Origin of the sequence: Undibacterium sp. Ji22W (genome assembly GCF_049340305.1) — a bacterium.
Classification (GTDB): Bacteria; Pseudomonadota; Gammaproteobacteria; order Burkholderiales; family Burkholderiaceae_D; genus Undibacterium.
This window is the reverse complement of sequence record NZ_JBMPOU010000002.1, coordinates 968,181-992,085: the sequence shown is the minus strand read 5'-3', so window position 1 is coordinate 992,085 and position 23,905 is coordinate 968,181. Positions and strand designations below refer to the sequence as shown.

20 protein-coding genes are annotated in these 23,905 nt (G+C 45.7%); 8 read left to right on the top strand and 12 right to left on the bottom strand.

Translation table 11 applies throughout. From position 1 onward, the window contains the following. The first annotated feature begins 11 nt into the window (after window positions 1–11). Window positions 12–692, top strand: coding sequence for a DNA alkylation repair protein (locus ACO0KW_RS10995; RefSeq protein WP_423053120.1), 681 nt, complete (start codon window positions 12–14; stop codon window positions 690–692). 21 nt (window positions 693–713) lie between these two features. Here the strand turns inward: ACO0KW_RS10995 and ACO0KW_RS10990 are convergent, their stop codons facing one another. After that, on the bottom strand, window positions 714–1,181 hold the full coding sequence (locus tag ACO0KW_RS10990) for a winged helix-turn-helix transcriptional regulator (protein WP_423053119.1): 468 nt from the start codon (window positions 1,179–1,181) through the stop codon (window positions 714–716). A 348-nt stretch (window positions 1,182–1,529) separates the two neighbouring features. Here ACO0KW_RS10990 and ACO0KW_RS10985 point away from each other — a divergent pair, with 348 nt between their 5' ends. Then, window positions 1,530–1,820 (top strand): hypothetical protein, encoded by a 291-nt coding sequence (locus tag ACO0KW_RS10985; protein WP_423053118.1) that lies wholly within the window; start codon window positions 1,530–1,532, stop codon window positions 1,818–1,820. A 539-nt stretch (window positions 1,821–2,359) separates the two neighbouring features. Beyond that, the gene (locus ACO0KW_RS10980) at window positions 2,360–2,944 is read left to right on the top strand and encodes a LuxR C-terminal-related transcriptional regulator (RefSeq protein ID WP_423053117.1); all 585 of its coding nucleotides are present in this window, start codon (window positions 2,360–2,362) and stop codon (window positions 2,942–2,944) included. On the opposite strand, the gene ACO0KW_RS10975 is transcribed toward ACO0KW_RS10980, so the two are convergent. From ACO0KW_RS10975 to ACO0KW_RS10930, 10 genes are all read right to left on the bottom strand, one after another. Further along, window positions 2,931–3,809 carry a metal-dependent hydrolase gene (locus ACO0KW_RS10975; protein ID WP_423053116.1) on the bottom strand — a complete coding sequence of 293 codons (879 nt, stop codon included), beginning with the start codon at window positions 3,807–3,809 and terminating at the stop codon, window positions 2,931–2,933. The two genes, ACO0KW_RS10980 and ACO0KW_RS10975, sit on opposite strands and share 14 nt — an antisense overlap. Before the next feature lie 15 nt (window positions 3,810–3,824). After that, the gene (locus ACO0KW_RS10970) at window positions 3,825–4,895 is read right to left on the bottom strand and encodes a fatty acid desaturase (RefSeq protein WP_423053115.1); all 1,071 of its coding nucleotides are present in this window, start codon (window positions 4,893–4,895) and stop codon (window positions 3,825–3,827) included. 70 nt (window positions 4,896–4,965) lie between these two features. Further along, complete coding sequence (locus ACO0KW_RS10965; protein ID WP_423053114.1) at window positions 4,966–5,907, bottom strand: ferritin-like domain-containing protein; 942 nt, start codon at window positions 5,905–5,907, stop codon at window positions 4,966–4,968. A 3-nt stretch (window positions 5,908–5,910) separates the two neighbouring features. Next, window positions 5,911–7,242 carry an APC family permease gene (locus tag ACO0KW_RS10960; protein WP_423053113.1) on the bottom strand — a complete coding sequence of 444 codons (1,332 nt, stop codon included), beginning with the start codon at window positions 7,240–7,242 and terminating at the stop codon, window positions 5,911–5,913. Further along, window positions 7,211–7,558, bottom strand: a complete 348-nt coding sequence (locus ACO0KW_RS10955) for a hypothetical protein (RefSeq protein ID WP_423053112.1) — start codon at window positions 7,556–7,558, stop codon at window positions 7,211–7,213. The genes ACO0KW_RS10960 and ACO0KW_RS10955 overlap by 32 nt, the downstream gene beginning before the upstream one ends. Window positions 7,559–7,604: 46 nt before the next feature. Continuing rightward, on the bottom strand, window positions 7,605–8,351 hold the full coding sequence (locus tag ACO0KW_RS10950; protein WP_423053111.1) for a sterol desaturase family protein: 747 nt from the start codon (window positions 8,349–8,351) through the stop codon (window positions 7,605–7,607). Beyond that, entirely contained in the window at window positions 8,348–11,035 is a 2,688-nt protein-coding gene (locus ACO0KW_RS10945; protein WP_423053110.1) for an aminotransferase class III-fold pyridoxal phosphate-dependent enzyme, read from the bottom strand. The genes ACO0KW_RS10950 and ACO0KW_RS10945 overlap by 4 nt, the downstream gene beginning before the upstream one ends. An 11-nt stretch (window positions 11,036–11,046) precedes the next feature. Next, entirely contained in the window at window positions 11,047–11,439 is a 393-nt protein-coding gene (locus tag ACO0KW_RS10940; protein WP_423053109.1) for a hypothetical protein, read from the bottom strand. 125 nt (window positions 11,440–11,564) lie between these two features. Beyond that, window positions 11,565–12,722 carry a molybdopterin-synthase adenylyltransferase MoeB gene (gene moeB, locus ACO0KW_RS10935; protein WP_423053108.1) on the bottom strand — a complete coding sequence of 386 codons (1,158 nt, stop codon included), beginning with the start codon at window positions 12,720–12,722 and terminating at the stop codon, window positions 11,565–11,567. A gap of 1 nt (window position 12,723) precedes the next feature. Continuing rightward, on the bottom strand, window positions 12,724–13,005 hold the full coding sequence (locus tag ACO0KW_RS10930) for a MoaD/ThiS family protein (protein ID WP_423053107.1): 282 nt from the start codon (window positions 13,003–13,005) through the stop codon (window positions 12,724–12,726). Window positions 13,006–13,369: 364 nt separating this feature from the next. On the opposite strand from ACO0KW_RS10930, the gene ACO0KW_RS10925 reads away from it, so the two are divergent. The 5 genes from ACO0KW_RS10925 to ACO0KW_RS10905 all read left to right on the top strand — a co-directional run bounded on the left by ACO0KW_RS10925 (window position 13,370) and on the right by ACO0KW_RS10905 (window position 21,157). After that, complete coding sequence (locus ACO0KW_RS10925; protein ID WP_423053106.1) at window positions 13,370–14,476, top strand: 2Fe-2S iron-sulfur cluster-binding protein; 1,107 nt, start codon at window positions 13,370–13,372, stop codon at window positions 14,474–14,476. A 69-nt stretch (window positions 14,477–14,545) separates the two neighbouring features. Further along, entirely contained in the window at window positions 14,546–15,733 is a 1,188-nt protein-coding gene (locus ACO0KW_RS10920) for an alkane 1-monooxygenase (protein WP_423053105.1), read from the top strand. Window positions 15,734–15,735: 2 nt separating this feature from the next. Then, window positions 15,736–18,894, top strand: a complete 3,159-nt coding sequence (locus ACO0KW_RS10915) for an outer membrane lipoprotein-sorting protein (protein ID WP_423053104.1) — start codon at window positions 15,736–15,738, stop codon at window positions 18,892–18,894. 12 nt (window positions 18,895–18,906) lie between these two features. After that, window positions 18,907–20,274 (top strand): hypothetical protein, encoded by a 1,368-nt coding sequence (locus ACO0KW_RS10910; protein ID WP_423053103.1) that lies wholly within the window; start codon window positions 18,907–18,909, stop codon window positions 20,272–20,274. 13 nt (window positions 20,275–20,287) lie between these two features. Then, window positions 20,288–21,157, top strand: coding sequence for a hypothetical protein (locus tag ACO0KW_RS10905; RefSeq protein ID WP_423053102.1), 870 nt, complete (start codon window positions 20,288–20,290; stop codon window positions 21,155–21,157). 194 nt (window positions 21,158–21,351) lie between these two features. Here ACO0KW_RS10905 and ACO0KW_RS10900 read toward each other — a convergent pair whose 3' ends face one another. Continuing rightward, entirely contained in the window at window positions 21,352–23,724 is a 2,373-nt protein-coding gene (locus ACO0KW_RS10900) for a beta-L-arabinofuranosidase domain-containing protein (RefSeq protein ID WP_423053101.1), read from the bottom strand. Window positions 23,725–23,905: the final 181 nt, after the last annotated feature.

Genomic DNA, 23,905 nt, shown 5'->3' with positions numbered 1-23,905 from the left:
TCAAATGTCTTATGCACGTCAGTGAATTTTTCCAACAAATACAAGTTTTATTGTTGGCACACGCGAATTCAGAAAACGCATTGCCTATGCGCGCATATATGCGATCGCAATTTGAATTTTTGGGAATTAAAACACCCATGCGTCGACACTTATTAAAAGAAACAGGAAAAATATCCGTTAGTCCTACTGAGTTACTCCAACTCGCACAAGCACTATGGCAATTGCCTCAACGTGAATTTCATTACGTTGCGATAGACTTGTTGGCTCAGCATAGAAAAATTCTCTCTTTAGAACATGTCGCCGAGCTACTCAATTTGGCTCGACAGAAAGCTTGGTGGGATAGTGTCGATGGATTGGCAGCGGTCATTGGTGATGTGCTTTTCGCTGTGCACAACAAACAACCCCATGCGCAAGTGTGCATGGATCAAGCTCTACAAGATTCATCCATGTGGATTCGGCGTATTGCGATGACGCATCAATTGGGCTGGCGGTTACAAACCGATACCTTGCGTTTGTTTTCCTATGCGGAGCAACTAGCTGGTGAAGATGAATTCTTTATCCGTAAGGCAATAGGCTGGGCATTACGCGATTATGCTAAATGGAACCCCGATCTGGTACGCAAATTCATAGCGATGCAAGCACCGCGTTTTTCAACCTTGACTGTACGCGAAGCCCTCAAGAACCTCACATAGTTTGAATGTGATGACGACGCGTTAGGCGACAATTTGCGGCTCGACTGTCGTGGCCGGATTATCTTCCATGCGTAAAGTTTTGACCGTCAAAGGTTCGCCACAGACAGTACAAATTTGACCAGGTCTGGTGATTTGACCACAGCTTAAATGCCGTAATAATAGCGGTGTTGGCAAAGCACATGGCAACCAATTTTCTCCATAACGCATCATTTCTAAAGCCATAGGCAAGAGCGCTAAGCCCGCTTCGGTCAGGCGGTATTTGTAGCGGACCGGTCGATCCTGATACGGCAACTTGATCACAACGCCGGCTTCGATCATGCGCTTTAAGCGATTCGTCAAAATATTGGTGGCGGCGGTTGTTGCTTTTTGTAGTTCATCAAATTTATGGGAGCGTTTAAATAGCTCACGCAATATGAGGAGTATCCATTCATCACCAATTAGATGGGCGGCTCGTGCAATCGGACAGGCTTTGATGGAAGTGTTGGTCATTGGTTTTTCCTGAAGTTGAGCGGATAAAGTGCCCTGGCTAACCTAGATATTTTATAAGTGCAAATTCACCTCTCGTTCACACCAGTTGTCATTGATTTTCTGACGAATCAAGATAACGGGTAACTGCATGCGAACAAGATGAAGGCGATCCCATACTTCGCGCTAATGCAATTTGAAACCGAGATGAAAACATTTTCATTTTACATGCTTGCAAATTGAAAGTCTATGAAGTACTATCTGTTGTAACTTGTTTTTTGCAAGTTACTTTGTCAGTTGCGCGTTATGAGAAATTGATTCCTTAATTTAGCGCTTGACCCAATCAGTTAACCGACTATCAGGAGCATACAAATGAAGATCAAATATTTATCGTTTTCTATCTTTGCACTCACTTTATCAGCCAACGGCTTTGCCCAATCAACACCGGCTGTATCGCCGAATGCCAACACCAGTTCTACTACGCCAATTGAAATAAATGAGGTGAAACGTGGGCCATTGGCTGATTTCTATGAGTTGGTCGCACAATACCACTTGCCGAAGAAGGAAAATGTCAAAGTGGTTCAAAGGCCAGTAGAGTTATCGTCTCCAGTAACACGAGAATTGATTGCTGAAACCAAATCCTTAGCCAGTCCGAAACCTTAAAGAACTCTTACAGGATAAAAAAATGCAACATAGTGACGAAACGGCCACGTTGTTTTATAGACACATAAAAGAATAGGCGCACTCTGGAATAGCGGATATTATGAAAACAAGAAGAGAAAATAATACTTTCAATTGTTGATAAAATAACAAAGCGACGGTTCTGGAGTTATGTCAAATGCCACAAAGAAGGGCGCTGCATCTACCACCTTGCCAAATGCATTTCTCTCATTGTCAGTGCCCAACGGTTTGCGACTTTGGTGCACGGGCTTTTCTCAAGGAAGCATCAATTCAATGACTAAGATGAGAGAAATAGTCAGCTTGCTTTGATCCGATATCTGCAATTTCAGACAGAACCAATAAACATTTACCTCGTCAGGGGGAAACTAACATTTAGGCAATGGGAAATGAACGATTTAATGGTATTGAAAATGATAGAGCAACTAACGCAAGTTAGTAGCAAAGTGCAACTGGAGACGTGGGTAGATCAATGCTTGATGACACACTGTCCGTCCAGCAGCTTGTTGATCGGATATGGGAGAATGCAATCAGAATTCGCTATGATTCCCTACTACGTGTCCTCTAACTTCCCCAAATCTCTGATTCGTACTTTCGACATCAATGACCCAAATTTGGCTGTCCCTATGCTGGATGAATGGCGGTGTTCTGGAGCTCCGGTGATGGGAGATTTAAGTGGTGATAGTTTGCATGACTTGCTATGGCAAACCATGTTTCGACAAAAAGGTTTCAATAAGGTTGCTGTGGCTGTAAATATGGACAGGCGAAACGGTTATACGACATACCTGTGTATGACTGATCCGTTGATAAGAGGTGTCGCTTTAGATGCCCATCAATTCAAAAAACACTTCGCCATTATCTCGCCAATTTTGCACAACGTATTGTCGCAACTGGAGTATCAACAAGCCCTGGCCAAGAAAGATGACAAGATTAGCAAGCTAACCCCGCGTGAATGCGAAATTCTGCAATGGATTAAAGAAGGAAAAACGAATTTCGAGATTTCCTGCATTTTGGGGATATCATTTTCAACGATCAAAAATCACGTGCAAAAAATACTTATTAAGTTACAGGTGAACAATCGAACTCAGGCTATTTCTAAATACAGTTAGACCGAACTTTATGTAAAACCTGCTGCGTATCTTGCACAACATTTCTTTGGGTTAGATACGCTTCGATAAGCGGTAAGCTATTAATATCCCAAGGCCGAAACCGAGGATTGAAAAAGCGAAGAAAGTCTTTAAATGTCTTGCGTAGTACGCCTTGCCTACCCAGTAAATATGCGGCGAGCTCTCGATAAGTACCCAAATGCCACCATACCTTGTCCTTGGAAAATAGGTACACCAGCCGCACACAAATCCCAGGCAACATGATGAATAGCAGTAGTAATAGCATCCCCATGACCTGCGTCACATATCCGCCCTTGAAGTAGCGATACACGTCATAGCAGACAGATTTGTGTGCTAATTCCTCGACGGCATGCCATTCCCAGAGCTGAAACATGGTGCGGTCACTCTCTGCGAACCATGCATCCGGCGTGCATAAGCCATGCTGAGAAAAGGCTGCAGTCCAATGTTCAACTGCAACGAATAGACTTAAGAATAGTCGTTGCGGAAGAAATTTTGACATCCACGAAAAACAGTGACGCTCCCATGCTTCAATGCTTTTCAGGAGCGGATAATTTGTATGCAAATGTTCGCGATTGAAATGACTATGTAAGGTACCGTGTGCATTTTCCTGATCACAGAACAGTCGAACTTCCGAGCGCAATTTCGAATCATTAATATGCTGCATCATTGGCATCAAGCTACGGATCGCACAAAATTCAATGTTCGGCAACAAACTGGACATGCTGTTCCAAAACTGACTCTTCACAATCGAGCCACCGTTCCATCGTTGCGGATCGCAGCCTTCAAACACCAAATTCGGCACAGGAAAAGACAGAGCTATCGGTGAGGTGCTAAAACTAGAGGTCATGAAATCGTTCCAAGCCTAAGTAAGGTTTGCGCCTAAGCCGGCGTCTGCGTCAGAACGGAAACGCTGCAGGCATGGATGAATCACGGCACGCCACCACGGAGGTACCAAGCTTAACAAAAATAATAATGGATAGCTTATCGGCAAACGTGGACTGTTCTCGATACAGCACAATTCACCGTAAGATTTATTCGGGTTTATATGGTGATCGGCGTGTTTCTGCACGCTGATCAAAACCAAATTGCTAAATGGCAAATCACAATCCCAAGCATGGCGCTCTGATACATTTTCCAATCGTCCATGGCTGTCTGCGTGACGTTCCAGACCATAGTGACCAATATAATTCATCATTTCCAGCACCAAGATCCCGATGAAAGACTGCACTAAAAAGCAAGCCCAGGCAAAGACACCAAACTGCATGGAGATAGTCAACATCCAAACGAGACTGAGCCCATAACCGATCAAATTTTCTAACAGTATTTTCCTCCGCATTAGACTGAATGTACCGGTCTTATGTTTGGGCCCCCACCAGCCAAACAAATTGACTGCAATCGCACCTGGAAGATATTCGTAAAGCGATTGATTAAAGCGTGCAGAAGTTGGATCTTGATCTGTCGCCACCAATAAGTGATGACTATGTACATGAGCCAATTTCGCACCGGTATAGCAACTGGTCGAGAATAAGCTCAGACCTACCACACGTTCAAACCGACTGCCATGGTGAATTAATTCATGCGCAGGATTTTGAGCATACAGAGCTGAAAATATACCTGCGGTCAAAACCAGTAAGATCATCTGATACAGCACGAGATCGTGATTTGTCAGATACCAGGCAAAGAAAAAGATGTTGGTTAGTTGTAGCGGCAAGCTCAGTAAGACAATCACTAACTCACTTATTGGAGCCGAGTTTTCCCCGGATATAAAGACTCCCGTGCGCACAGCGAGCAGATCCAACAGTGGAATAACAATAAAAATAAATCCAAGTGCCGCATAGACAAAAACCAGATCACCTGCATTCTTAGACCAGGACAGGAACGTTGCATAAAGCACGATTGCAGGCAGAAAAAAAGCGAAATACCGTGACATCATTAATCCTGGAAATAGAGAGCAAAAAATCTGAATTAGAATTTAGAACGATTCGATATTGAACCCGATTCGTTTACAAACCTATGCGCTGCATTCGTTGTGCATGTTCATCTTGAATTTGCGTTAACAAAATATGTACTTGGTCAGTTTCTGACACATCGCGCATTTTCTTCCCCGGGAATATATCAATATCACCGATGACATCCATATATTGATCGGCAACTAATTGATATAGATGGATGTAGTGCCGAATGGATGATTCAAACACGGAGGTCATTAGTGAATGAAACTCACGCGCTAATCGTTGCATAGTGTTGCGGGAGTCGTCGCCGAGTTTGCTATAGCGTTGTATGATCGCCTCACCATAGCGAACATGATGGACTTCATCAGCAAAAGCACCGCGAATCAATTGCGTTAAGCTCGGGTCAAACACTGACCAATAGGCTGATTCGTAACGATAGATAGGATAGGCCATGCCTTCCAAAATAATATTATGCGCCATCATCGCTGCAGCGAAATCGCCACGATCTACTTGCTCCTTAATCAAATCATAGAAGGCACGCAACTCCTTGGTCGTCATGTCTTCCATCATTTGATCGCGGTCCTCCGGTGAAACTCCGAATTGGGCTAAACGCTGGCAAAATACTTCGTAATGACGTGCTTCATCGACTGCTTGCGTCGCCAAAAAAATTTGCGAAGCTTCATCCGGCGCATGCTGCATCAATTTCGCAATGCCAGTATAGGAAACCCGCTCTGCGGTCAAAAAGGTGGCGATGTCGAGTTTATAAATCTGATTCACCAATTTGTCATCAATGACCGCGAAATGCGTCGGCGCCGGATCTTTTCCTATGCCGTATTCAGTGTCCTTGAGAGTGCGCCATGGAGCGCGTCCTAACCAATGTTGAATATCGAAACGTGAAGGATCCCAATCCTCTGCAATAAATTTACTTTGTGCTTGCGGCACCTGATCAATAACTTGCTCTACAGGCGCTGCTAATGTGATTGCATCATTCATGACTTATCCTTCGACTTTTCTGAAATGTAAACGGAACAAATAGAGGCATACACCGGTCAATGCAGCCATTTCACTAAACACTATCCATCGCATGACTTGATTGGCTGGATCTAGTAAAACGCCCATACTGATCACGACCAAAAATACAGCGCATGGCAACACTAAAAGTGGGTGCATATGCTGCCTCACACCACGTTGATCTTTACGACGGCGCATCTGTAACCAGGCGAACAAAACACAGGCATATACCAGCGACAAATGGAAACTTAATAATTGGCTTAGGCAACTGTTCAAAGCCTGAATTTGCATCAAAGGTGCAATCGACAGTACCGCTAAGGCAATCACTAGCATTGCATTGCGTGGTATAAATCTATCACCATGCAACTGCGCAAACCAACCTGGTAATTCACGTTCTCTGGCCAAGCTATACAAAATTCGCGCAGCGCCCGAGAGCCCGACATTGAAGGAGCTGAGAACTGCCAATAAGCTGATCACGATCACTAAGAATTTAGCGGATTCTGACTGCATAGCACGTGCCAATGACAAGTGCGGCAACAAGTCACCTTGTAGCAGCCCTATTTCCAATTTGTGCGCCAAAGCCATCGCAAAATTGGTATATAAAATGGCGATGATTAGGACCGCAAACAATAAGGCAACTGGCACGATGCGTCTAAAACTCTGATGTCTGCTGACATGCATAATCGCCCACTCTATCCCTATGAAAAGAAATAGCGCGCGTGGAATTGCATTCAGTAAATCGTGCGATTCAGAAACATTGGCAACTAGCTGATGATTTATCACCTGAGCGGTTTGCATCGCCATGCCTGACAACAAAAGCATCATACTAGCGACGCTGAGAGTCATGAAAATCTGTAATTGCAAGGACAATTCATAACCACACAAATTGATGTACAAGACAGTGAGGACCAAGGCTAACAGCAGCCCAAGCGCTAAGGCAGGAGGCAGCAGTTGTTGCAAGAGCAGATGACACAGATACACTTCTAAGCCACCTATCAAGGCAACCATCAGAACATAAAACAAACTTACGGCGAGTGAAAATTGATTGCCAAAGGCGACTTTCGTAAACGCTCGTATTCCTATCGCGCCGGGGAACTTCGACGAAAGCTCGGCGAAACAAAGCGCTATAACTGCCATACAGCCACCAGCAATCACGATGGCAAGTATCAATTGCGATCCAGTCGCAAACGAAAACAGAGATACCAAAATCGTATTGCAACTGATGGTGATGGCCATGCCAATCGCAATGGCGCTCAATTTCAAAATTTCCAACGCATGCTTCAAACTAGATACCCCATAAAATGAGCGCAATCGCATCAAGTTTGACCTGATCTCCCATAGCACCATAGATCGCAATCAAGCCTTCATTATTGGCGCGGATGCCGTTTACTTTTCCATCAAAAAGTCCCCGCATGATTGCTGCATCACCGACGATTTTCATCGGTGCTTCATGATCCGAATTTGTAGCGCAATACACGATTTGTTCTATCTTTCCGTCGCTGATTAATAGGCGGTAGCTGTCATCGCTATCACTCTCTTCTAATAAGACATCAGTGTTCCAACCTTTAAGGATTCTCTGGATATGGGCATTGGTATTGACGTCAGCCTGAAATTTTTCTAATACGTCTAGCATGGAGTTTCCTTCAATGCGATGTTTGATCGTGTGCGCGGTCTGCGAATTAGCGCTCTTGCAGGCCTTCATTTTCTGTTTGTTTCCAGATCGAAGACTCATCCTCGGTCCAGTCGCTATTGCTGCGGTAATACTCCCGTGCAGCTAAGAGACGTTCATCTTCCTGATCTAATCCAGCAGTAGTTGGGTTGCTGCTTCTTGGAGATTGCTGAACATGACCGGAAGTGCCGAAGATCACATCAAAAATGACGGCCGGAGGTGAAATCGTGTACCAGCGTTTTTCATTCCAATAATGATGTCCCATGTGTTGATTCCTGACATAACGCAAGATGGGACCTGGTTCCACTGGTGAGTGCACAATCAGGTGCCACCATTCAAACATCAGATAGCCGAGAATTAAGCCAGCTGTGAGCGCTAGGCTGCGCGCTATGTCGTGCGTTACCAAGGCAAAACATACGGCATTCAATAGAAGGGCCGGAAAGGTGTACCACATTGGGGTGAACAACAAATCGAGACGACGCGGTTTATCATGGTGACCATGATGTAAGCGGTACAGAAAACGATAAGTTATTTTGCCTTGTGGCATTACGCCATGGAAGAAGGTGACATGACTAAAATATTCTTCCGCCAAATAGATGAGCCAACCATATGCGATGAGACTGACTAGCGGCACCCATGTGAGCTGAGACCCCGCTGAACCTAGTAATAACAGGCAAAGTGCCGCATAAAACAACACACTGTATTCTGACCAATAAGCCAGACGGATTGCGCGCATATCGGTAGAGAAGGCTTTCATGGATTTAAGCCCACCATGTTTTTGGTCTTGCTGTCAGTAAATCCCATCGCTTCCAGATCAAGTTCATTCTCCGTGGTCGCGATACAGTCGGCGAAGCCATGCGACAATGCGAGCCTATACACGCGTAAAGCCTGTTCGTAGGAAATGCGATTCCCTAAGCTATAGGATTGTTTGACACCGCTCATAGCAAGGGTAACGGTTTCGGATAAACAAGCCAGGTTTAAGGTCTGATCAAAGCCTAAAATGTTCGCTCGACCAAAGAGATAAGGCTCAACAAATTTGACGACTCCACCTTCAAATACCAGTACATCGGGGCGATCTTTACGGACACTGCTCTTCAAATCCGGTGGGCGTGCGGCGTCACATACCACAGCCATTTCTTTTAGCCATGCTGGTTCAATAAAGCCTTTACCTTGACTAGTTGCGGACAGCACACCATGGGCGGTTCGTATCACTTCTTCAATTTGAACCGAAATCGTAATAGGTGGATCGCCGGCCAAACAGGCTTCGACGATGTCTTTGATTTCACGATAGTCGGTTTCTCGATCACGCAATAAGACTTGATTACAGGTACTCACGACGGTCAAGGGTGAATTCAAATGTGTACGCAAATATTGTGCTAAGCCAATAGTGCTGCCGCGCTGCATTTGCAACAGCGCTTGCGCATAGATTTCACCTGCAATTGCGGCCAGAGCATCGAGTGCTTGCGCATTATTTGAATTACCGACCAGAGTCAGCATTGCATAATATTCTGACAGGTGGATTGCCGACAGACGACCAACTGAGCCTGCTGCACCGATAATCGCCACATTGGTATCGACATGTCTTTGCCCGGTTGCGAGTAATGCCTTGTGTAGACTTTCTGCGCTGGCAATTGCGGTAAAACTATTCCCGGTTGTGATAGGAATACCCGCATCGATAATATCCATACCACCGCGCGAAATGATGGAAGTAAACGCACCTAGACCAACAATGTCAGCACCTACTGATTTCGCACATTCGATGTACTGACTGAGCAAACGTTGACGATTCTTTTTACTCAGACGCATCATGCGTTCCGGTGGAAGTGGGCATGCGATCAACCAGCCTTCGACATAACCCCCTAACGCTGACTGTATTTTTGCTGCATGAAATACCGGTGCCGGTTCATAGCGTTTGGAAAACCAGCTTTGCATCCAGTTTTGAAATTCTGTTTTATGCGGCTCGGTTAGTGCAATGATGGAGCGCGGCATGATGTTTAGTAAATCTTCATCTGAAGTCGGATGAATCAAGAATGCGAAGCTACCCAATTTTTCTTGTGTAGGATGGGTAAGCGCGGTTGGTGAGGTCACCAAAGTAATTTCAGATAATTTCTTATTGGCGTAACTTAATTCTTCGGGTTGTCTCGCGATTAAGTAAGAGAACAACGAAGAGAATTGTTTGCAACGTATCAATGATGCACATTCTTCTAGTGCACAGGCCAGTTGATCTATATGCTGTTTCTCTATAATCAGGGAAGGTTCTATTCGCAATAAGTCAGGTCGATTGAACAGCGGTGCCACAATGATTTTGGACACATTCACGAGGAAGCCGCAAATCAATGGAACGATATAACCCTGTACACTGGCATGTGCGAGGAAATAACTTTCAGCGCCAGTGAATGGCTTCACACGTAAGCTGTGCATTAATCCACGACCCTGATGCTGACTAAATACATCGGGATATTTTTCTACGATGGCGTCCAATTTTTCGCTCAGGTAAGGTGAGATCTGATCCACGTGACGCAAAATAGCATGGTCATTCGCACGCAATTTCTCTATCGTCGCTAAGGCCACTCTGCTCGCCAGTTGATTGTTCGCGAAGGTTGAACTGTGGTAATAGCCGAATTCTTCGGTCCAGGCATTTTGGGTACAGAGTGTGGCGCCGATAGGCATCAATCCACCGCCCAATGCTTTCGATAAGCATAGAATGTCTGGCTTAACATTCGCCACGCGTTTGATCGAGAAGAACTCACCGAGGCGACCCATACCCGTTTGAATTTCGTCGACGATCAACATAGCGCCATATTGTTTGCACAACGCGGCTATCTCTTGAATATAGGCATCGGACAAGGGCTGCATGCCACCTTCGCCTAACACAGTCTCGAATATGAAGCCGGCGATTTCGTGTTGTGCGAAAACCTCTTCCAATTGGGTGAAATTTTCCGGCTCTACTTTGATGCTTTGTGAGGTGTTGATTAAGAACGCTTCGCTGTAGAGTGGATTGCCCGTTACTGCTAGTGCTCCGGAAGTTTTACCATGAAACCCTAATTCGAGGCTTACGACAATTTGTCGCCCAGTCGCGGCGCGTGCCATCTTAAGCGCGGCTTCTACCGATTCCGCACCACTATTGCTAAGTACGGCATAAGCGAAATTGAATTCTGGCTCTAAGTTAACCAATTCACGCGCTAGATCTTTCGCTCCGCGCGTGTAGAACGGTTGCACCATCGATGGTTCGCCAGCGCAATCAACGATCGCTTGTCGTAAGTCTTGAGGATCGTGGCCGAAAGGGACGGCACCATATTGCGCCAGAAAATCCAGATATTGATTATTCTCCTCGTCATACAGATAGACACCGTCGGCTTTCACCATAGTTTTGTCGAACTGTATATGTTTCAGCAAAAAAGCCCGTTCTGGGTTGAGATTACAGAGGCCAGTTTTTTTCATAATCTTACTCATCATTTCAAGTAGCTCAAGACAACGGCAATAGTTCCCGCACTGGCACTGCACAGCATGGAAATTTTGTAGATAAAAAAGAGACGCGGTTTTTCGTGATCAAGGGCAAAAAATACACGTGGCCATATCACTAGACTCCCGTAAAGGTGGCAAGCAAGCATCAAGATTAGGCAGGACAATTTGATTTGCGCCCAATGATTGTTAATTGCCAAGCCACTTTGCCAGGCAAGGCCGAATCCGGAAATCATAGTGAGCGCGATGAGTAGGTACAGCAAAGGAGCTGCACGTGTGCCTTGTGTCTGCATCAATTCGGCATAGGTATTGCCACCCCGTGATTGATACATAGGAAAAAGCAAAACCAGATTAAAGTACATGGCACCCAGCCATGACAGCATCGCGAATACGTGCACTAGTAAAAATATATTCAGTAAATTAAGCATTCAATCAAAACCCGGATAGTGGATCGCTAAGATGATGAAGCCGGAAACCAGCTAATTGGCTAGTGCAGCGAAGTTGCGTACTAAATTGCGCAGGCATAGGCTTCGATCGGTTTTAATTGGATATTCTCTGGTGCGTGCCCGCAAAGGCAGTCATCTGCTTTATCCAACTGTAGTATCGACACTTGGTTATGTAAGGCGTCGTAACGCAACATTTTTCCGACCAGATTGCTACCTATACCGAGTAACACTTTCAGTGCTTCGACTGCCTGCAAGACACCAATTACACCAGGCAATACACCCAGCACTCCGGCTTCTGCGCAGGAAGGTGCCATTTCTGGTGGAGGTAGTTCTGGATAGATACAGCGATAGCACGGTGCCTCTTTGTTGCTGCCAAATGTTGTGACGTAGCCTTCAAAGCGATACACCGCAGCATGTATATTTGGAATACCCAATTTGACGCAGGCATCATTGATCAGATATCGCGTTTTGAAGTTGTCAGAGCCGTCTAAGATCAAATCGTATTGACTCAAAATTTCAAGTGCATTGTTTTCATCCAGATAATGTGGGTGTGTCTGTACCTTGATCATAGAATTGAGGCGGCCAATGGCGGTCGCGGCTGAATCTACTTTAAGCTTTCCCAACTGATCTTCGCCGTGAATGATTTGTCGTTGCAGGTTGCTGCTTTCGACCACATCAGCGTCGACGATGCCGATAGTGCCGACACCTGCGGCTGCCAAATATAAGGCGGCAGGAGAGCCGAGGCCGCCGACGCCAATTAGCAAAACGCGGCTATGCATCAATTTGAGTTGTCCCGCTTCACCAACTTCTGGCACTAATAAATGGCGCGCATAGCGTTCTTTGGCTTGAGTACTCAATTGTTGGGGGATGCGAATTTCCAGTGCTGATTCTTTCCATTGCTTGTAGCCACCGCGGATACTGTAGACATTTTCGTAGCCGAGATTTTTCAGACTTTCAACCGCAAATAAAGAGCGTAGGCCACCTGCGCACATCACGGCAATTGGACGTTGTTTGTCATCGCAAACATGATGTACCCGTAGTTCGAGCTGGCCACGTGCCAGATGGTGGGCAGGGCTTGGCAAGCCATCTTTGATTTCGTCGGCATCACGTACATCAAGCAAGATGGCATCGTCATGGCGCACCATGTGCAAGGCTTGTTCAGGTGAGATTTCTTGCAGCGTTTGGCGCAGGTAGGCAGCGCGATTTTCATAGGAACTCATTTCAACCTCCGGCAAACGCAGTCATGATTTCTAGGCGAGACTGTTCGCCCAATGCGGTTTTTACCCCCCCGGTTTGACGTATATTCTGGCCATCTACGTACATATTGATATATTTCTTTGGCGCACTGTGATCGGCTTCCAGTAAGCGTTCTGACATCGATGGATCGAGTTGATTGAGTTGCAAGATCGCATCCAATACGGTTTCTGCCTGAATTGAAATTTGCGCAATACCTTTCGCAAATTTGCGTAAAGGTACGGGCAGATTGATGTGCACTGTTTTCACGTGAGGCTCCAAAGACAAGGAAAAAATATGAGAAAAAGTCTGAGTCAAAAACAAATATATTTAATAAATTGACTTACTTTTTAGAATTGTGAAATTACTACTTTTGCAAGGCTCGATTATTCAGGAAGTGCAAATTACTGGCTATAGTGAAGTTGGCCATTGCCGTGTGACTGGTACCCATGGCATGCGCCGTTCGGCTTATTGAGTTGTCGCTTCTGCAAAGCTAATCTTCGCCTTCATTCAAAGTGCGTGCGGATCGAATGTCAGATTCTTGAGCACGCACTTTTGAGCATTTCATTATTCATATCAGTACGTCGATGGAAATGAGCATCGATGTTTTCGTGTTGTTTTGTATGGAGAATCGATGTTAGGTTTTTTTCGCAAGAAGGACAGACTCGATACCAGATGTAGCGTCAAAATCGCTCCCTGGAACACGGTGCTTGATTTGAAATCAGGCAGCAATTTGCTCGATGCGGCGATCGCGCAGGGATTGCCAGTTCCCTATAACTGTCGGGTTGGCGCTTGCAAAACTTGCCAAATTAAAGTGTTGGAAGGGCAACCGAAATCGTTGATAGAGCGCGAATACGTGTTCAATCGTGAAGAAATCGCTGCTGGTATGTATCTGGCGTGTCAAACCCGGGTGGAATCAGATTTGCTGATTGACTGGCCACAATTGCTAGAAAACACTTCGACGCAAAAACAAGACGCGGTGTTGCAATATATTGAGGCCATGACGCCACGTATTTACAGAGTTCAATTGAGGCTCAAGAAAGCAGCGAGCTGGACTGCAGGGCAATTTGCGCAACTTTTGCCACAAGGACTGCAATTGGAACCACGTTGCTACTCGATGGTGTTCGGCGCCCAAGATCAAAGTTTAATTAGTTTTGATATCACCCTGTATCCGGAGGGGGCTGTGTCCTCATGGTTGGCTGACACAGCGAATTTGGGCAAAACGGTGCAAATTGAATTGCCGTTTGGTGAATTCGGTCAGCATTTGTCCAATGAAGTCACCGCTCAATCTCCCTTGCTTTGCATTGCGGGTGGCAGCGGAGTGGGTTCCATTAGCGGCATTATTGCCAGCTACGCTCAGCGCAAATCAAATACAGACGCTGCACCAGTTGTCTTAGTTGTCGGGGCGCGGCAACGTACCGATATTTATGGGCTGCAAGAACTCCGTGACCTAGCGCAACAGATACGTCTGCCGCTGTATATCGATGTGGTGTTGGATCGCGAACCCGAAGGTAGCGATTGGCAAGGAAAAAGAGGCTATGTCGCCCAACATTTACAACAGATTTTGGCAGATGCTGCTTCCTATGATCAGCAATTTCAACAGACGCAAGATGCTTGGAAAGTCTTGTTGTGTGGTCCACCGCCTATGGTGGATAGCTCGATAGATTGCTTAAAGCAATACGGCCTGAAAGCACAGCAAATAGCTTTTGATAAATACGAACAAAGCACCGCAATAGTTTGATGTGGCCGATCACAGGGGTCGTCATACCAGTAAACCGCCACGAAATCATTTTTCCGTTTTTAAGTGACCATGTTTAAATATCTCAAACATTCAATTTTGACCTGTTTTATCGTTCCAGGTGCAGCAGTGACTGTGCTACTGGCACCGCAGTGGTCTTTCCTGGTACCGATCGTCATCACCCTGATTAATATGCTGGGCGATAATTTCACCTCGCCTGATCGTAGCTTGCCGCAATATAGTCAGTTGTGGATACTCGATGGTTTTGTGTATCTGTATGTGCCTATCGTCAGCTTCTATATGTTTGCGCTGATGTGGTTGATTTCGCCTGGAGATTTTCTCGGCTTCTCTGCCTTGATTCAGGCCCAAATCGGAATCGATTTATTTCATATTAAAACGGCGGCAGGTTTGCGTGGACTGTTGTCAGGGACTTTTGCGGTTGGGTATGTACTCTCCTCTAACCATCTCTATGCACATGAATTAGTGCACCGCACTACCGACAAATTAGCGATGCTGACCGGACGTTGGCTCCTCGCTATGACTGGAGACGCACAGTTCTCAATTTCGCATGTGTATGCACATCATGTGAATGTTGGCACTTCTTTAGATGCGGCTACTGCCAGACGAGGCGAATCCGTCTATCGATTCTTTGTACGTTCTACCATAGGCCAGTATAAAGAGTCGTGGGATATAGAACGCCAGCGTTTAGTGAATCGTGGTGTGGCGATCTGGTCTTTGCATAATCGTGTGCTCACCGGTTTGTTGATGACGCTTGCACTTTATGTCGTATGGTATTTGGCAGCAGCATGGCTAGGCGTTTTGATATACACGCTAGTGATCGTCAATGCCAAATTTCTGTTTGAAACGATTAACTATATTGAACACTATGGTGTAGTACGTGTCCCTGGCACTAAGGTTCTGCCCTACCACAGTTGGGATTGCGATGCTCGTATTTCTTCAAATGCCCTCCTTAATTTGTCACGTCACGCCGACCACCATGCGAACGCACACAAACGCTACTGGGAACTGGAAACTTTTGACACCAGTCTGCAACTCCATTACGGCTATATCAGCACTATCGTTGTCGCTTTAATCCCTTTTTGGTGGCACCGTTTCGCGGCGCCTCAATTACACCAATGGGATCTGCACTCCGCCTCTCCAGAAGAAAAGAAGTTAGCACAACAAGCGAATCAGGCGAGCGGCCTGTCTTTATTTACTCGCACTTTTAATGCATTCCACACTGTCAACGAAGGGAAATAATCGTGTTCAGTCAATATATAGAAAAGATCATTCGTTGGCGATTTGTCGTTATCGGCATGACCTTGTTAATGACAGTTTTTATGCTGTCACAAATGCGACACCTGAAAGTCATTATCGATCCAAACCAAATGCTGCCGCAAGCGCATCCCTATGTGATCGGTACTAATCTTGCGGAAAAAATATTCGGTTCAAATTACGTATTGGTCGTTGCGGTATCGCCTAAGCATGGTGATATTTATCAGAAAGACGTGTTGCAACGTGTGCAGACTATCTCCGATGAATTGCAAAAATTGCCGAACGTCAAAGCCGAAACCTTAATGAGCCTGACCGCAAAGCGCGCCAAAGGAATTGCGGGCGATGCGGATGGTTTAGAAGTAAAACCTCTTATGCATGGCAATGCAATCGATCAGGACGCCATTAATAAATTGAAGTCATCGCTTGCGCGTAACCCTATTTATAGCGGAGTGGTACTGTCGCAAAATCAAGATATGGCAGCAATTACGATCGCTGTTGAAAAAGGCCCCAAAGGATTTACGCCGACCTTAGAAGCGGCTTACAAACTAATACAACCGTTAGCAAATGATGAGGTACGCATTGCTGTCAGCGGAACCCCTGTATTTGTGTATTACGTTGAGAAATATACCCAACGTATGGCGATTCTGTTTCCACTCGCCTTGCTCATAGTCGGATTGCTCCACCTCGAAGCATTCAGGACGTGGCAAGGTTTTTTTTTACCGCTGGTCACCGCCTTTTTATCAGTATTGTGGGGTTTAGGATTAATGGGTATTGCCAAGGTATCTATTGATGCTTTTAATGCGAGTACGCCAATTTTGATTCTCGCCGTTACCGCAGGACATGCTGTCCAGTTACTTAAACGCTATTACGAAGAGTTTGAGCTATCGATTAAGCGTGGCAATGATGCATTCACCGCGAATCGCGAAGCCGTGGTGCATTCTATGGCCAAAGTGGGTCCCGTGATGCTCGCTGCAGGTTTGGTTGCTGTAATGGGATTTTTATCTTTGATGTCGTTTGATATTGTCACCATACGCAATTTTGGCATTTTTACTGGCCTCGGTATTTTGTCTGGTTTAGTGATAGAACTGACGTTTATTCCCGCTGTTCGCTCATGGTTGAAACCACCTAAACTGCGCACCCAGCCTATGCGTTTTGATATTTTGAGTCCGGTGGTAAGAGGGATTAAGCAAGCGACGAGTAATGCGCGAATTCCTCAAGTAATTACTTTCTTTGTCGTTGTGATTGCAGTCGCTGCGTTTGGGCTTTCACAATTGAAAGTCGAAAATTCAAATAAGAGTTTCTTCTCCGCGAATTTGCCATTTCAAGCTGATGATCAACTGATCAATGCCAAGATGGCGGGAACCAATACCCTGTATCTGGTGTTCGAAGGGAATCAGCAAGACGTGATCAAAGATCCTAAAATCTTGCAGTTGATGGAAAAGACACAGCGTTTTTTGGAAACTCAGCCTGGCATAGGTAAAACGATTTCTATCGTGGATTTGATCAAGCGCATGAACCAAGCTATGCATGCAGACGTCTCGACCGAATTACGTATTCCAGAAGATCGCAATCTGGTATCACAGTTCCTATTACTGTATTCGATGTCGGGTGAGCCTGCCGATTTTGATCGCTATGTTGACTATAACTATCAGAATGCAAATATCACTGCATTCGTGAAACACGACAATAGTCGCGAAATTCAAAAAGTCATCACTAACACACGTGAATTTTTGAAGGCAAATAACGACCCGCGCATTACGATCCACTTTGGTGGTAGTGTGCCGCAATCGACTGCTTTGTCTGAATCGCTGGTAGAAGGAAAATTAAAAAATGTGATGCAGATCGGTGTTGTCATCTTCCTAGTTTCTGCCCTGCTATTCCGTTCGCTGATCGCTGCCTTCCTGATCGTAACGCCTCTAGCGATTACAGCATTGGTTAATTTCGGTGTGATGGGCTTGACGGGCATTCCTTTGAATACGCCAAATGCGATTACTGCACCGATGGCGATAGGGATCGGTGCTGACTATGCGATTTATCTGTTGTACAGGATTCGTGAAGACCTAAAAATTCATGCCAGTTATGACGTGGCGATTGATGCCGCGCTGGAATCCGCTGGGCGCGCCATCCTTTATGTAGGCACGGCGATTGCTGGTGGATACTCAGTTTTGATGTTGTCACGCGGATTCAATATTCACATTTGGTCTGGTATTTTGATCGTGTTGTCTATGTTGGTCAGCGTGTTTACGACTTTGTTATTGTTACCAGGAATGATTAAGTGGTTGAAACCTGGTTTTTTGCATGTACATACGAATCAAAATTCTTCTATCCGCGGGTCGGTCGCCTCTTGTGTTGGACTGATTGCAACGGGTGTGGTTGGTGCGATGTTGTTGCACACGGAGCCTGTACTTGCTGCGAGTAACGATGCTGAAAAAATTATGGAGCGTAATTTCATTGCAAATCGCTTCGACGACTCCAGTGCGAATGCCAGCTTTCAATTGATCAATAAAAATGGTGATCGTCGTATTCGTGAGACTTTCGGTACGACTAAATTGCAGGGCAAGGGTCTGGATACTAAACGCATGACACGTTTTATGTCTCCATCTGATATAAAAAATACCGTCACCTTATTGGTTGAGCACAGTGATGGTGATGACGACATGTGGATCTACTTACCCGCCTTAAAGAAGGTACGCAGGATTGCCTCTTCCAATAAAAGCGAAAGTTTTGTTGGTACCGATCTGTCGTATGGCGATGTGATAGGGCATAAGGTTCAAGACTGGCAGCATAAAATCATTACCACAGAAAATCAACAGGGTCGCCTGTGCACCGTGATTGAATCTACGCCGAATTCTAAGGTAATCGCCGATAGTTCAGGATATTCAAAGCGTATTTTGTGGGTAGACAATGAATCTGCACTGGCTTTAAAGACCGAATTTTTTAACACCAATCAACAATTATTGAAGACGTCGATTTTGAGTCAAATTGTGAATGTCGATAAAGAAAAAAGTCGTTGGCAACCTATGTTGATGGAAGTGCAGAATGTGCAGACTGGCCATAAAACCGTGATTGAATGGAAAAATTTCAAGGCGAATCAAGGCGTCAAGGATGACTATTTTACACAGCGCTATTTGGAACGTGAAGAGTAAGCTGGATCAAGCATGCAGAATTCAGAATTGTTGCGCAGGCTCGTGCTGCAGTCTTTACTCCCCATCGCTTGTGTGGTGGAACCACAGGCTTATGCGCAGGAAGTAGTTGGTGAGCCTAACTCACCAGTACAGGACAAGCAGGAATCTGTGGCTCCAGCGTGGTTGGATTGGCATGGCAATTTGAGTGTGGGGGCATGGTCTGGCGATAGATGGTTAAACGATCAATCGGGTTTTTCTGTTGCGCAATTGCAGATAGATATCGCGACTAAATTTGATCGCGCCTGGAGTTTTCATAGCAATGCTAATTTGAATTACCTTGGTCCAAAGTTAGATTCTGCTGATTTCGCTAAATCTGCAAGTGTTCCAACGCGTCACAGTTATGTACGTGACGCCTATTTGAAATGGGATATGGAACATGCAGAATGGCGGATCGGCACTCAGGTGTTTTCTTGGGGACGTGCCGATAGAATTAATCCCACTGACAATTTAAGTGCGCGTGATTTTGCTAGTCCGTTTGTCGCAGATGAGGAACAGAAATCAGGGAGTTTAGCCAGCAGTCTGAGTTTGGACGTAAATACCGATACACGCTTGCAGTTAGTTGTGCAACGAGTACCTGAAGGAAATAGGCAGGGACAGGTACCGAGTGCTCGAATCGAAGCGGGCCTGCCGATAGCCTTTACATCCCGAGCCTATGACTACGCATTTAGGCTGGATCATTCTGCGAGTTCTATTGATTGGTCGGTATCGTATTTTGACGGTGTAGAAAAAGTGCGTTCCATAGAGTTGTTACAGCAGCGCGAGCGTTTGTTGGGCGTACAACGGCGGTTTGCAGCTTTGCAAAGTGTCGGGGCTGATGCCGCGACGACTATTGGTAATTGGAGCTTGCGTGGCGAATTGGCCTATTTGCGCTTTAAGCCCGAGAACTCAGAAAACGCGGGGCGACTTTCGCATTGGTATGGCGTGTTTGGTGTAGAGAATAATCTAGCGGAGTTTTCTTCGGCCGTGTCGAACGCCACGTTTGGTGTGCAATATTTTTTTCGGCGTTTTGCGCAAGACCCGCGTTTTGCCAATCTACCAGTTGCCTGGCGCACACCGTTGGACAAATTGCAGATGGCGAATAATCAGCTACACCAATGGCAGGACGGTTTTACCCTGCGTTTCGCCCAACGTTTAATGAATGATCAGCTAGATTACGAAATCATTGGTATGAGTAATTTTCGTGATGGTGATTTTGTATTGCGGCCGCGATTAAATTATCGTTATTCCGATTCTACAAAATGGGTGTTTGGCTGTGATCTTTTCCGCGGAAAAGATCACAGTTTTTTTGGTAGTTTAAAAAAGAATTCGTTGGCATTTACTGAACTTGTTTTGATCTTCTGAGGAGCTAGTCATTATGCAAGTCCCACCTACAATTTTGTCTTTAAAAAAACGTGTTACTGCCGAAATTGACGCGAATTTTGCGGCGCATACACCAGCAGAAACATGCTTGCTACTGGATAGCACAGGACCTAGCTTTACCCGACAATACATCGTCTTAAATGCGATCGGATTGGAACGCCTGCAGGCGTTTAATGAGATTCATGCATTTTCAGGTTCGGTCTATGCATTGTTTGGTTTTATGGCGTTTTCGACTGGTAAAAACCGGGTCAGTATTGATTCGCTTTGTCATCCGCAAGCCGAGAAAGTATTCCGCGATCAACACCATACGGGCGCTTTTTCCGGCGTACGATCGATTGCTAAATTGTTGACTGGACAGTCCGCGTTTAGCTCGACTGAGCCTCTTATCGCGTCTTTAGAATATATGTTTGGTGACTTCGTCGATTTACCATTTTCGTATTTTGCGTCGAATATTCACATTTATTTGGCCAAGCATAAAGATCAGCAATTGTTAGTGTTGTCGAATAATGAAAATTGCTCCCCTGAGCTAGAGGGGCTGCGCTCGATGTCTATCAAATACATTATTGCGATGGCTGCGAATGTCCCTTTTGTGTATGGTGGTGTGAAACAGGGGACGCCGTATTTTGATCCAGTCTACACCAAGCACTATTTGGCGACCCTTAAACGTATTACCAGCACGGACAAGCAAACGCTCATCTCTACCCCATGGCGTTCAGGTAAAAAGGAAAATCGGCATTACCTGAATTGTTATCCCAGCGGTAATGCACGATGGCAGATGTTAAAAGACTTCAGTCGGCTTGTTAGTGGGCGTCGGAATATTGCCTGGAGTCGGGACATCTATACGGCGTTTAAGTTAGCGAACTAATTCGGCCAACTAAATTAACGAACTAATTGACCGAGCTAAGTAAGCTCAATAAGTATGTTCAATAAGCAAGTGCAGTTCGCTCATTGAAAACCTTAAGCAAATCATTCCAGTAAGTTGTGCAGTCAACTGGGGAAATAGAGAAGTGGATGTAGATAATCAAGCTATCTGCATCCGCTAAATTTTATCCAAAATTACTATTTGGCAGTATATAAGCGAGAGCCAAACACAGGACCAGCGGTACGCCCATTTTTTGGGTGAAATCCTATCCGTATTTTCTCCTTACCGTGGGTCAGGTTTTCTGGAATAGCATATTCTTGTTCAATAAACTCACCCACGCTATCGCCGTTTAAAACAACCTGTGCGATTTCTACACCGTCGACCGTAATACTGAAATCGCGATTCTTTTCTTCTGCCGAATACGTCGCTTGTAAAACCAGCGGTCCCGGTTTGACTTTCATAAAAAAGCTAAAAAAGCCGCCGGTACGCGCATCGCGTCCATTCTTGCCACGATACACTAACGGATAAGAAATTTCTGCTTCCAATTGATGATCGCGTTCGGCCTGCATTTCGCCCAGATGCATGATGTCAACGGAGCGCAGACTTAGTTCGAGTAAGCGCGCTTGTTCCTTCTTGAAATTGATTTCAGCAACCGCCCATTCTGCATCGTTGTAGATATTAAAGTAGACTGCCGAACGTCGCGTATATTGTGTGAAAAAGGGTTTGAATTGCAAATCTTTCGGACGACCTATGCCTATCGTTTGATAATGCGCGGCACTCTGTTGTATCGCCGAAAACGCAGGCAAAATTTGTGTTCCTACCAGCGCTGGAATGAATCCATCGAAAGCTTGTTCGTTGGGGCCGAGATCTGCTGCCAATACCATGGGGCCGCGCACGATAGCGGCGGTGGTGGGCGAGCCTTGAGCGTTTTCAACGCGCAATTTGAGAGGCAATTCCAGACGCACCACATCTCCTTTGCGCCAACTTCTATCCAACAACGCGTAACCGCGTTCGCGCTGAGCTTGAGTGACGCGACCGTTGATACTGATTTGATAGTGTTCAGCCCAAGCGGGAATCCGAAATGCGAGGCTTAGCTGTTTGTTGTGATCTATTTTCTTTATGTGAAATTGAATATCGCCTTGATAAGGATATGCCGTCAACATTTCGGCTTGCAGGCCTTGTTGTTTCCAATCCATACTCGAAGGAATATACAGATTGATGAACAGACAATCTTCATGCTGCCAATAAATTGAATCACCATGCTTGGCGTGACTTTCCATACCGGATAGCACACAGCACCAGAAGTCATTTTCCTCGCTGGAAAACTCACGTGCAACGCCTGACATCAGCGGCGTCATATAGGTGAACATGCCTGTCGCTGGATTTTGATGAGCAAGTATATGATTCAGGTGGGCGCGCTCGTAATAGTCAAAATAGCGGGCGTCTGGTGCCCAGCTATATAAGTGCCGCGTCAGCTTCAACATGTTGTAGCTACCACAGGCTTCACAGGTTTGTTCGGTCAAATGTTTGGCGATGCTGTCGGGTTCAAAAAAATATTCGCGGTCACCATGACCACCAATGACAAAACTGTGATGCTGGGTAACGCGTTGCCAGAAGAATTGTGCCGCTTTTGCGTGTTGCGATTTTCCATGAACCTCATATAAGCGTGCTAGACCGATCAGTTTGGGGATTTGGGTGTTCGCATGGGTATTCGCCAATTCATCGTGCTGTTGTTCTAGTGGCGACAATACTTTGTCATGATGTAAGCGTAGCGCCAGCGCAAGCCAGCGCGGGTCGCCGGTGCGTGCATATAATTCTGCGAAGCTTTCATTGATTCCGCCATGTTCGCAATTGAGAATTGTTTGTAACTGCGCTTGATTGATGCCTGCAAAAAATTTCTCTATATAGGCCCCGAGGTTTAGCGCAATATTCAAGGCCGTTGAATTGCCTGCAAGCTGGTGTGCGTCCAGTAAGCCTGCAAAAACTTTATGCCAGTTATAAAACGGCACCCAGCATCCATTCAAATCAAAGCCAGCAGAGCGTATTTCGCCCCTGAGCATTTCGGCGAATATCTCTTTGCCGTCGACGATCTTGCCGTCCGCGCGCTTGCGCATGAAGCCGCCGATATAGCCGTCACCATGGGCGTTTTGCACACGCAATAATTCCTCCACGATGTAAGCTATACGCTGCTTAAATTCCACTTCGCCAGTCTGTGCATACATTAGGGCGAGCGCCGATAAATAATGCCCTAGGCCTTCGCCAGCAATCGTATCGGATTCCCAGCCGCCATAGATCTCGGCTTTCACCGCCAATCCGGCGAATTGATGATAGTTGTGCAAAAAGCGATCAGGACTCAGGCGTAATAAATAAGCTTGATTCGCTTTTAGCGCGGTTAGATAAGGAGATGCTAATAGACGCACCTGTGCTAGCGGCAGCGCTTGCGCGCGCTTCGGCAATTTTTTGGAGCTGGCTTGTGCCGCAGGCAATAAGGGCGAGAGACTGAGTGCGCTCAATGCAGCCGCGCCTTGCAGCAGGCGTCGCCGTTGTTTTAGCGGGGAGTGTTGGTGCATGGCAAGTCCTCTTTCAATTCAGGCAGGAGTCAATATAGTGCAGTTTTGGGGCTAGGGTCTTGAGCTGAGATTGACTGCTACGTGACGAAATACGCATAGCTAAATATCTGGCTATTGATTCTGACTAGTTAATTAATTAATCTCGACATGCGAATTAGCGTGCTTTGCTGATTCAGGTTTT